Annotated in this window: 10 protein-coding genes; 5 read left to right on the forward strand and 5 right to left on the reverse strand. The window is 63.5% G+C overall.

All coding sequences use genetic code 11. The features are described from left to right. The first annotated feature begins 109 nt into the window (after positions 1–109). Genes HPY44_08995 through HPY44_09010 form a run of 4 tightly spaced genes read left to right on the forward strand, consistent with a single transcriptional unit; the run spans position 110 to position 3,882 of the window. Positions 110–982: a homocysteine S-methyltransferase family protein gene (locus HPY44_08995; protein NSW56138.1), complete on the forward strand. Its 873-nt coding sequence runs from the start codon at positions 110–112 to the stop codon at positions 980–982. 23 nt (positions 983–1,005) lie between these two features. Then, a complete protein-coding gene (locus tag HPY44_09000) occupies positions 1,006–2,037 on the forward strand; it encodes an ABC transporter substrate-binding protein (GenBank protein ID NSW56139.1) in 1,032 nt (343 codons plus the stop codon). Then, complete coding sequence (locus tag HPY44_09005) at positions 2,024–2,833, forward strand: ABC transporter ATP-binding protein (GenBank protein ID NSW56140.1); 810 nt, start codon at positions 2,024–2,026, stop codon at positions 2,831–2,833. Before HPY44_09000 ends, HPY44_09005 begins: the two co-directional genes overlap by 14 nt. Beyond that, on the forward strand, positions 2,830–3,882 hold the full coding sequence (locus HPY44_09010; protein NSW56141.1) for an iron chelate uptake ABC transporter family permease subunit: 1,053 nt from the start codon (positions 2,830–2,832) through the stop codon (positions 3,880–3,882). Before HPY44_09005 ends, HPY44_09010 begins: the two co-directional genes overlap by 4 nt. A gap of 1 nt (position 3,883) precedes the next feature. Here the strand turns inward: HPY44_09010 and HPY44_09015 are convergent, their stop codons facing one another. After that, positions 3,884–5,194, reverse strand: coding sequence for an FAD-dependent oxidoreductase (locus HPY44_09015; protein NSW56142.1), 1,311 nt, complete (start codon positions 5,192–5,194; stop codon positions 3,884–3,886). Positions 5,195–5,340: 146 nt separating this feature from the next. On the opposite strand from HPY44_09015, the gene HPY44_09020 reads away from it, so the two are divergent. Beyond that, positions 5,341–6,012 (forward strand): phosphoribosylglycinamide formyltransferase, encoded by a 672-nt coding sequence (locus tag HPY44_09020; GenBank protein ID NSW56143.1) that lies wholly within the window; start codon positions 5,341–5,343, stop codon positions 6,010–6,012. Positions 6,013–6,029: 17 nt separating this feature from the next. On the opposite strand, the gene HPY44_09025 is transcribed toward HPY44_09020, so the two are convergent. The 4 genes from HPY44_09025 to amrS form a co-directional block, all read right to left on the reverse strand. Further along, the gene (locus HPY44_09025; GenBank protein NSW56144.1) at positions 6,030–7,073 is read right to left on the reverse strand and encodes an alcohol dehydrogenase catalytic domain-containing protein; all 1,044 of its coding nucleotides are present in this window, start codon (positions 7,071–7,073) and stop codon (positions 6,030–6,032) included. 48 nt (positions 7,074–7,121) lie between these two features. Further along, on the reverse strand, positions 7,122–8,852 hold the full coding sequence (locus tag HPY44_09030; GenBank protein NSW56145.1) for a metallophosphoesterase: 1,731 nt from the start codon (positions 8,850–8,852) through the stop codon (positions 7,122–7,124). A 160-nt stretch (positions 8,853–9,012) separates the two neighbouring features. Beyond that, complete coding sequence (locus HPY44_09035) at positions 9,013–10,029, reverse strand: DUF362 domain-containing protein (GenBank protein NSW56146.1); 1,017 nt, start codon at positions 10,027–10,029, stop codon at positions 9,013–9,015. Between the two features lie 42 nt (positions 10,030–10,071). Continuing rightward, complete coding sequence (gene amrS, locus HPY44_09040) at positions 10,072–11,235, reverse strand: AmmeMemoRadiSam system radical SAM enzyme (protein ID NSW56147.1); 1,164 nt, start codon at positions 11,233–11,235, stop codon at positions 10,072–10,074. Positions 11,236–11,297: the final 62 nt, after the last annotated feature.

Genomic DNA, 11,297 nt, shown 5'->3' on the forward strand with positions numbered 1-11,297 from the left:
AAAGACCATGGCTCCTCGAGGGCGGGCGCCAGGGTTCACCGCGCATGAAGACCGCTCTCATCGAGCGGTCTTTTTCGTGCCGCCTGAAGCCAACCGGGGAGTGACTGCAATGAGACTGGCTGACCTGCTTGGACAACCCGGACGCACCATCCTTGCTGACGGCGCATGGGGTACGCAGCTCTCGGCAAGCGGCCTGAGCGGTGGCGTGCCCGACGCCTGGAGCCTGACACACCCGGACGCCGTGGCCAATGTGGCCGCCTGCTACGCAGCCGCGGGAGCCGATCTCGTGCTCACCAACACATTCGGGGCATCGCCGATCAAGCTTGCAAAGGCAGGCATCACCGAATGGCGCGAGATCAACCGCCGAGGAATCGAACTGAGCCGCCAGGGAGCCGGTCCGGACGTTCTTGTCTTCGGCTCAATCGGGCCCACGGGCGAACTGGTTGGTCTCACCAGTACTCTCACCGAACAGGACCTCGAGGATTCCTTCAGGCAGCAAGCCGAGGCCATGCTGGAGGGCGGTCCAGATGGTTTTGTGCTGGAGACCTTTGCAGACCTCACGGAGATTCGCGCGGCACTCAATGCTGTCCGCTCTGTTTCCGATCTGCCGGTTGCCGCCTGTCTGACCTATGACGACGGCGCGCGCGGCCCCGCAACGATGATGGGTGTCCGCCCGGACGTCGCCGCTGAAACCCTCACCGAAGAGGGGGCGACACTCATCGGCGCTAACTGCGGCCGCCTGAGCAATGAAGGCTGGCGTGCTGTGGTCGAAGCGACGGTGGCAGCCACCAGTCTGCCGGTCTGGGCCAAGTTCAACGCGGGCATTCCGCAGCTTGTGGAAGGCAGGAGCGTCTTCCCCATGAACCCGGACGCCTTCGCAGATCTCGGGCTTGATCTCGTCGCCGCCGGCGCGCGAGTTGTGGGCGGCTGCTGCGGAACATCGCCCGATCACATCGCCGCACTCTCTGCCCGACTGGGCTGAACTCCTAAGGGGAATTGCTGACCGTGACAGCCAGGATCGCTCGTATTTTCGTGGCTCTCGTTGTGACACTCATTTCTCTCTGGCAGTCCGGATGCGGCAGATCCGCGGATCCAGTTGCCGAAACCGCAGCACCTGCACCTCCTGCCGAGGTCGCGTCCGAACCCGATGCTTCGTACCCGCTCACACTCAAGGATGACTTGGGCGCCGAGGTCACGATCAAGGCTGCCCCACAACGTATCGTTTCCCTCAGCCCGCCAATCACCGAAACGCTGTTCGCGCTTGGCCTGAGCGACCGGATTGTGGGCGTCACCAGCTTCTGCGACTACCCGCCGGAGGCAAAGGACAAGGAGAAGGTCGGCGGGATCATCGACCCAAGCGAGGAGAAAGTCGTCGCACTCCAACCTGACCTGGTGCTGGCCACGGTGGGCAATCCCAAGCCCGTCCTGGAAGCCTTCGCACGCAACGGGATCACTGTCTACGCGGTGGATGCCGGGCGCTACGACAAGGTCGTCGAGAACGTCCGCATTCTCGCACGTATCTGCAATGTCCCGGAGGCCGGCGAGAGGGTTGCCGGTGAAATGGAGACCGCCGCCGAAAAGATCCGAGCCAAAGTCAGTGGCATCGCGGAAGACAAGCGTCCCCGCGCCCTGTTCGTTATCTGGCTCGACCCGCTCCACGTTGCAGGCCCCGGTACGTATCTGGACGACATGATGACGGTCTGCGCCGCCCGCAACGTGGCGGCCGAAACGGAGAATCCGTGGAAGCAGTACTCCGTTGAGATGGCAGTGTCGGCGGACCCCGACGTGCTGGTGATTGGCGCGCACCAGTCCGTCGCTCCGGAAGATCAGGAAGGCTACATCGCCGAGCTCAAGGCCAACCCCCAGTGGGCTACGGTGAGCGCGGTTAGATCTGGTCGGATCGGCTTCATCCACAGCGACCTGGTGTCGCGCACCGGTCCACGTCTGGCCGAAGGCTTGCGGCAATTGGCCGCCATCCTTCACCCCGAGCTGTTCCCAGCCGATGAGTCCGAGGCGGCCAAGAATGACCGGCCCTGAACCGCCGTTCTTTGAGTGCCGCGACCTGCACATGGCCTACGACGGCGTGGAGGTACTCTGCGGTGTGAGCCTGAGCCTGTACTCCGGCGAGTTCGTGGGTGTCATCGGCCCTAACGGTTCCGGGAAGAGTACTCTCCTGCGCGCACTCAGCGGCACGCTGCATCCTGCTTCCGGGCAAGTTCTGCTGACGGGGCGCCCTGTGCACCGGATGCGGGTACGCGACCGCGCCCGTCTGGTCGGCGTGGTTCAGCAACACTCTCCCTTCAGCTTTGCCTTCAGCGTGCGGGACATGGTGGCGATGGGACGTCACGCACACCTCGGTCTTATCCAGGGACTTGGCGCCCATGACCGTGAGGCGGTGGCCTGGGCGCTGGAGCGCACCGACTGTATGGAGCTCGCGGATCGACCGGTAACCGAACTGAGTGGGGGTGAACTTCAGCGAGTGGTCATCGCGCGCGCCCTCGCTCAAGAGCCGCGGGCACTGCTTCTCGATGAACCCACCAATCACCTGGACATCAACCACCAGCTGGAGATCGGTCGCCTTCTCCTCTCTCTGAACTCCGAGCGAGGCATGACGGTCATCTGGGTCTCCCACGATCTGAACCTGGCGGCTGAGTTCTGCCGTCGCATCTTACTCGTCTCGGAAGGGTTCATCGTGGGCGACGGCGCGCCCGAAGACGTCATCACCGAAGACCGCCTGACTGAATTGTATGGCACTCACGTTCCCGTGCGCGCAAACCCCCTCACAGGCCGCCCGCATGTTGTCCTCACGGCGCAGGAGGTCGGCGTCAAATGACGAGCCTGCGTCGACGACGACGGGTGTTCTATTGCTTCGTCGCTCTGGTGATTGCGCTTGGGACTGTTGCGGGGGGCATCGTCGCCGTTGTGGTCGGGCCTTCCGGGCAGCCGCTGCCGGTTGTTCTCGACGCGCTGGGCGATGGCGCGCGCAACGTGGTCTTCGGGGAGAGCTACCCGCGTGACCCGGCCCACACCATCGTGCTCGATATCCGCCTGCCCCGGGTCTTGCTGGGGTGCCTGGTCGGTGCGAGTCTCGCGCTTGCCGGAGCGGTGATGCAGGCGCTCTTCCAGAACGCCATGGCGGACCCATATATCGTTGGTGTGTCCGGCGGCGCGGCGCTGGGCGCGGTTGCGGCGATGATGCTCAACATCCAGCTGCGCATCGCCGGGTTCACAGCGGTTCCGATTCTCGCTTTCGTGGGCGCGCTGGCTACCACCGTCACCGTCTATGTGCTCGCCCAGCGCGGCGGGCGCGTGCATACAGCCACGCTCCTGCTCACGGGGATCGCCATCGGTTCGCTGGTCTCGGCGGTGACTTCCTTTCTCATGCTGAGCCGCGACGAACTGCAGCCGGGGGTCATCTTCTGGCTCCTGGGCAGCCTGTCTGGGAGAAGCTGGCTACACGTCTACGCGCTGGTTCCGCAACTGGTAATGGGACTGGTGGTGGCGGTGGTGATGGCAAGGCCGCTCAATGTGCTGGTTCTGGGCGATGAGGCCGCACTGAACCTGGGGCTCGACGTGCAGCGCACCAAACGCTGGCTGCTGGGCCTGTCGGCGCTGCTTGCAGCGTCGGCGGTCGCGGTGAGTGGCATCATTGGCTTCGTCGGGCTCATCGTCCCCCACGTCTGCCGTCTCATCGTAGGGCCCGATCACCGCGTCCTCTTGCCCATATCCGCGCTTGCAGGTGCGCTGTTGTTGGTGTTGGCGGACATTCCGGCGCGCATGGCGCTGGCACCCACCGAGTTGCCAATCGGCATCATCACGAGCCTGCTCGGATGCCCCTTCTTCCTGTATCTTCTCCATCGCCAGGGCACTCGGGGCTTGTGAATCAGAAATTCCAGTGGTCTGGCGGCGGCACCGGGTTCTCTCCCACGGCTGCCCTCCCGGCTGCCACGCCAATCTCGATCATCGTCCTTTGAAGACGCGCCGCGCTGGCCGCGAGGTGCGAGAAAGACGCTCCCCGGCAGGCCACCAGCAGGTTGTCCAGTTCGTTGGTCTGAAGGCACCGGAAAGGGATTCCGAAGGGCCCGTTGGGGGCCTCCAGGCAGTAACTTTTCGCGCCGTGGGTGTCCATCGCATGACTGGTGACAGCCACAATGTCTTCGTGTCGCTGCCCCTTCATGCCCGCCCGGATATCGTGCTCGGTAAGCACGTACCTCCCCACAATGCGTGGGCCCTCCCGCAGCCCCAGGCGCGGCGCCACCCAGACGATGTTATAGCCTTCGAGCCCGTAGTTCGCCCTCGTGAGGTCCCAGTAGAGCCAGATCCGTCGGGACAGCACTTCGTATGCGCGGTCCAGGCCCATGGCGTAAGCCTCGTCCCCGGAGATCATGAAGCAGTTGTTCACCGAGAACCGGCCGCCCGGAAGCTCCGCGATATCGGCCGATCCGTGGATCGATCCGCCGCGGTACCCCTCACAATCCTCGGGCCGTGCAAGCCCGGGCTCTTTTCCGATGGCGTACATAAGTGTGACCCCGTTGAGACGAGGCGATTCTTCTTCCGGAGCGCCGGGTTCGTCATACAGGCTCTTCGGGTCTTCCCCGCAGCGCGTTGCCACACCGGCCATCCGGGCGACTTCCACATCCCCCGTGCAGTCCACGAACTGATGCGCGCTGATGGACAGCGTATCGATGCCACGCCTTGCGATGACCTGCGTCAACTTACCTGGAAGGCCGACCTCGACACCGGTGACGGTGGCCCGGTCCAGCACGCGGCAGTTCCCTGTCTCATCGAGCATCTCGCGTATGGTTGCGTCGAACCCCGCGGGATCGAACCCGATCACGTAACCATTGCAGAACTGGGGGGTCCAGGGGACCATTCGCGTGAAGGTGTAGCAGTACACTGCCGCTGGATCGTCGCGTTTCACCGGCATGGCGGCGCCGGGCCTGAGACCGGCGCGCGCAAGTGTGGATACGCCCTGAGCACGCGTGCGGTCGAAAATCTCGCGGCACAGCAGGTCGCAACAAACGCTGGGCTGCCAGACGCTCACCCCGCCGTTGGTGGTTGTGCCTCCCAGCCACGCATCGCGCTCGATGAGAACCACTCGCGCACCCAGGCGAGCAGCGGTAATCGCGGCCCCAATGCCCCCGCTTCCGCCTCCGATAACGCAGACGTCGGTCTCAAGTCTCTGGTGCGCCAAGACGGCCATCCTCTCCTTGCGAGCGCCCCCCAATACTGAAAGAGGGCGTCTTGCCTGCCCGGCCAAGGTATGCGACAATGCACCCCGTCGTTCGCCGGCCCCGCGGCAGAATCCTTGTCGGGGCCGACTGGATTCCGGAGGGCAACATGGCAAGCGGCATCAGAATCGGCGTGCTCGCATCGGGCTCAGGCACCAATCTGCAGGCGATCATCGATCGTTGCGAGTCAGGCGCGATTGACGGCCGAGTGGTGGTGGTGATCAGCGATGTGGCTGATGCGGGGTGCCTTGACCGGGCCCGCCGACACGGGATCGATGCAGTACACGTACACGTGCCGCGCACCGGCACTCCTGAGTGGGAGGAGGCCAACCGGAATATTGTTGAGGCGCTCAGTAGCCGCAACGTGGATCTGGTGGTGATGGCCGGATACATGCGGAAGATATCTCCCGACCTGCTCGCCGCATTTCCGGGGGCTGTGATGAACATCCACCCGGCCCTCCTCCCCTCGTTCCCGGGCACTCATGGCCAGCGAGATGCGGCTGAATACGGTGTGCGGATTGCGGGCGCGACGGTGCATTTCGCAGACGAGGAGTTCGACCGGGGACCGATCATCATTCAGGCCGCAGTTCCCGTGCTGGAAGGCGACGACGCCGACTCGCTGGCGGCAAGGATTCTCGCACAGGAGCATCGGATCTATGCGCAGGCAATCCAGTGGTTCTGCCAGGGCCGGCTGAGAGTGGTCGGGCGGCGCGTGGAGATTGACGGCGTTCCGCGGTCAACGGACGCCGCGCTGATCTGGCCGCCGCTGGAGATGGACTGAACGCCCAGAGCGCCTGCTTACGGCGCTTCCAGGTTGAGCAGCACTTTGAGTACATTCCGACCGCCTTTCGAGGCGGTCGCAAAGGCTTCGGCATACTGTCCGAGCGTATACTCGTGGCTGATAAGCGGCGCGAGTTGCAGCCGGCCGTCGCGGACCATAGCGATGGTCTCCGGCCACACTCCGGGACTGCCGCGCACGCCGATGATGGACAGCTCGACGCCGATGACCTTCGCCAGAGAGTGGGCATACGCCTCGTCGTCAGCGTAACCCACAACGGCGATGCGACCACGGGGCGCGGCCAGAGCAAGGCAATCATCCAGCGCAGCGCTGGTCCCGGCGGCTTCGATTGCAACAGTGAACAGGTGGCCGAGCGTGAGTTCCTGAGCGCGCTGCCGGGCGTCTGCCTGGGCGGCGTCGATGGCTGCATCAGCCCCAAGGCGCACGGCGAGATCGAGTTTCTCAGGGCTGCGCGAGGTGACCACGACCTGCTGTGCGCCCATTGCTCTGGCGGCTTGGGCGCACAGCTGCCCGATGCTCCCTCCACCACAGACCAGTACACGGTCGCCCGGCCCGACGCCGGCCCTCCGACAAGCATAGACACCCACCGAGGCTGGCTCAACCAGCGCCCCGATTCGCGGAGTCAGCCCGTCGATTCTGTGGGTGAATCGCGCCGGGTGCAGATGGTACTCGCGCATGCCGCCGTCGCGGTTGATGATCCCCGTCTCCACAACGTCCGGGCAGCAGTTGTACGCGCCCGACAGGCAAAGCCGGCAGCGCATGCAGCCGATACCCGTCTCGCCTGTCACCACGTCACCAGGCGTGAAGCCTACCACTCCCTCGCCCACGGCGGCCACGCGCCCAGCCCATTCGTGCCCGGGTGCAATCGGGTATCTGCCCCACCCAGACAAATAAGCCTCGTGATTGCCCCTGAGAACCTCGATATCCGTGAAGCAAATCCCCGCGAAGCCTACTCGCACAAGGACCTCGCCCGGGCCCGGTTCGGGAATCGGCATTTCGACGAGCCGCAGATCCCCCGCGGTCTCAATGCGCAGCGCCCTCATGCATTTCACCTCGGGATGAAATCACCGCGTCCCTGCCGCCGGTGCCGGTTAGCGTACCGGGTATGTCAGATCGATCCAAAGCGGCGAGGTGGTGGGTTGCCTGCCATTCAGCGTGGCCTGGGCACCGGCGAAGGTCCTTGGGTCGCGGTACTTCGCTTCACCGTACTGCAACGTCACACGCTCGGCGGTGAAGTCGTCGAAGGTCTTCCCATCGGCCAGCAGCGCACTCTCAAACTCGATGCGGTTCAGGCGTCGCAGCAGTCGCGCCGGGACCTCCATCTTGAATGCCGCCCCTGCTGCCGGATCGGTGGGTGTGGTCCCGATCTGCTCCCCATTGACCTTGATGACGTTCTCGGCATCCACCTTGCGGAGAATCGCCGTGAGAGTTGCGGATGCGGTGGGTGTGAATTCCTCCACGTTGCCGGATGTCACGAGTCGGGGCTGGCTCTCCACCCACGGTTCGCCCTCGCCCTGCATGGTGATGAGCAGGTCATGGAAGCCCTCCGGCGCCGCAGAGAGGTCGAGGGTAGCTGTAGCGACGCGGTAGAGGCCCTCCTGCGCGAACTCGGTCACATCTTGCGCTGCGCCGCCAAGCTCAATCCGGGCGCGTCTGATCTGGTTCGCGAGATCAAGGATCTGCGCCTTCACCGAAACCTGGCCGGCTAGTGACTGGTACACGGTGGGCTGGGCGAAGGTGACCGAGTACTTCTCCTGTGCGTTGCCGAAACCGCTGTCGAATCCGTCCTCATTGATCCGGACCACGTGATAGCCCATAGCATCCAGAGCGGGGATCGCACCGTGCCACGCCCACGACACCGCACCGCCGATGATCTCAGGCGCACCTGCGAAGCTTGAGCGCGTAGTAGTGTGCCAGTGGCCGGACAGGGACACCACGATCTTTCGCCCTGCCAGAATCTGCTCGAGCTGCGCCTTCTGCGGCAGTGAGAACAGCGGCTCGTGGCAGAGAAGCACCAGTCGGTCTTCCATTGGGACGCGCTCCAGGTAGGCCTTCAGCCATTCGATGCATCCTGCCGGCATGCTGTACTGCAGTTTCCCGTCGAAATAGTCGGTTCCGTCGAGGGCGATGAAACGCACGCCCGCGTAGTTGAATGCATAGTGCATTGGGCCGAACATTTCGCGGTAGAGTTTCTTGCCCACACCGGGCGCGTCCGGGTCGAAAGTGGACCGGTACCAGGACACATGCTCGTGATTCCCTGCAAGATTGAAAAGGGGAGGCTGCAGGTCAGCCATCTGTTCCTGGTACACCCTGAAGAGCAGGCGTCCGCCGGAGCTCTCTCCAGCCGCGGCATCCACGACGAGATCCCCCGTGTGCACCACGAAAGAGACCGGCACCGGAAGATTGTTGAGCGTGTCCACGTATTGGGCCATCTGCTCGCCAACATCCGGCCGGGTGTGCATGTCGGTACCGTGCACGAAGTAGAACGGGAGGTCCTGCTCCTGCGCAGCCAAGGGGAAATCGGCAGTACCTGTTCCCGTCTCCAGATAGCGCCAGAAACCCCGTGTGGGCCAGGTCTGCGCGGGATTGTCCACGAAAACCACCTGGGCAGCATCCGGACACTCAAGCTCGTAGCGACCATCCGTTCCGGTGGTGACGATCGCCACGCCGTCGCTCACCAGGACCCCGGCGCAGGCGCGATCGGTGGCCTGCCAAAGCCCGTCATCATTGATGTCAATGAACACGCGGCCGGAGATCGTCCCGGCCAGGCATGAGGTTACGCACAGAGCAGCGAAAACGTTGAGCATGCATCGAATGCGCATGAGATGTCCCTCATTATGACTTCATTCTGCTCAGGCAAAAGGGTGTCGGGAACCTGCCCGGGGGAGTATTCCAGCCGCGCTCCGGGATGCCCTCCCCCGCGTTGCAGGGAGGCGTGGGGAAACTGTCGGGACGCGGTCCTGTCTCGGTCTCACGGGGCGATCAGATCTTGCCGCTGCCCAGTTCGCGCACCACGAGGTCGATGCGCGCACGGTCGTTGGTCCCCAGATCGTTCTGTGCGGCCTCAGCGATGTGGCGCGGCGGGTTCTTCTGCATCATCAGCGATTCCATGCCGTTCTTCCGCCTGCACATCTCGATGATCTCCATAGCGATGGTGTCCAAGGCCACGGGGTCGGTCGAAACAAGCAGTGCGTAGTAGGGCTGGAGGAACTGGGGTTTGAACGAAGGCCCACCATTGTACTGAACGGCGCGTGCGTCGCAGATGATGAGGCGCTGCTTGTTGAGGATGTTTGGATCACGATTCACGTCCACAATAGCGGGGCTGCAACTGCTGATCTTGTGGAACTGATTTGGGTTGTCAATGCACCCAAAGTGGTTCTTGAGCGCGCAGGTCAATCCGGCGTAGGAATGATCCTTGATGACGGGCACATTGATCAGCGCCGTGCACTGCCGGGAAACGATCCGGCTGAGGTGATAGGCCGTATCGCGGCGGAAAGTCTGTCGGTCCTCGTAGCCGATGAAGCCGCTCCCCGGGGGCCCCACAGTTCCGTAGCACTGGATGTCATTGCCTCCACGGTTGATCGTAAAGCCACTCATCGCCAGGTCGCGATCTTCCTTGTCGAATACGATCACGTTGCCGGCGGTGATGCCGCAGAATGAAGCGCCTTCAGCGATGGCGTCTGCGAAAGCGGGGTGCGTGGTCATAGGTGGGGCGATCCCATTGATCTTCACGCCCACAACGTCGCCGGGCTTGAGGAACTTCCGCCAGGCTTCCTCACGGGTCACGTCACCGCCAACCAGGGCCCGGACGCCCTCATGGACCATCTCGGCCAACATTCGTTTGATGGCCGGGTCCTCGGTTGTGGTGGCCATGTCCACGTTCCGGACCACCACAACGCGGGAGTTTCCGGTCTGCCCCCAGACGCGAAGCGGAAGGGAGCTGGCCCCGGCGATGAGTGTCGCCGATGCCGTAGCGCGCAGGAAGTGTCTGCGATCCATGCGTCGTCTCCTGGCCGAACTTTGGCTTCGCCCGTGCAGCGCTTATGCCCACACGCCCGGGATCTGCAGCCCGCACCTCATGCAGATGCCGGTCTTGGGGTTGAACTCGTTGAAGGACACATCATAGCCGACCCGGCTGATGATCTTCACACCGCACTTGGGGCAGTAGGTACTCTCCCCGGGGTCTCCCGGCATGTTCCCGACATACACGTAGCGCATGCCCAGGCCATACGCGACCTTGCGCAGGTTCTTGATGGTGTCATTCGGCGTCGGCGGCAAATTGCGGAACTTGTACTGCGGGAAGAACTTGCTCACGTGCAGAGGCGTATCTGCGCCGCAGTTGGCGATGATCCACTGACACATTCGCCTGAAGTCTGCCTCGCCATCGTTGTAGCCGGGCACAACAAGATTTGTCAGCTCCAGCCACAGGTGGCTGAACTTGCGCACCCGCCTGATATTGTCGAGAACGGGTGCCAGAGAACCGCCGGTGACGCGCTTGTAGAAGTCCTCAGTGAAGCCCTTGAGATCGATGTTGATGCAGTCGATCACGCTGCACATGTCTTCGAAAGGCTTTGGCAGGAAGTGTGCGGCTGTGTGGACCGCGACTTTTATGCCCTTCGCCCGGGCGAGCTGCGCGGCCTCGAGGACATACTCGATGGCCTGCATGGGCTCGCTGTAGGTGAATGTAAGAGAGCGGTACTTGTACTTGACCATCTGCTCGACGAGCCCTTTCGCCGAGAGGGTCTTGTTGTCCGTCGCCTCGGGACGAGCCTTAGCGAAGGACGCGCTTTGGCAGTACTTGCAGTCCAGATTGCAGCCCGCGAAGCCCAGCGCGAGGGTCTGGGTACCCGGAAGGACGTGGAGGAAAGGCCCCTTTTCCATGGCGTCCGCGCGGATCTCGCAGGGACGAGCATAAATCATCGAGGTGTAGTAGCCGTTGATATTCTCGCGGACGCCACAGGTGCCGCGCTCGCCCGGCTGGATCTCGCAGCGGCTCGGACACAGGTCGCAGACCGTCTCCTTACCTTCCTTCACGTGCCAGTACATGGCTTTCTGTTGCGAGACATTGCCCAACGCCGTGACGTTGGCCCCGGCGCTCAGACGTGCCAGGAGATCGGTTCCCCCGAGGGTAGCCAGCCCCATGCATGCGCCCCCGCGGGCCAGTGTCTCCACGAAGTCCCGGCGATTCAGATTGTCGCTCCTCACTCTTGCTGTCCTCCATTGCCGACCGCAGTTTCCCCCTGAAATCGGCCCGGCTGGAGCTTCAC

The sequence above is a fragment of the Armatimonadota bacterium genome (assembly GCA_013314775.1).
Taxonomy (GTDB): Bacteria; Armatimonadota; Zipacnadia; order Zipacnadales; family JABUFB01; genus JABUFB01.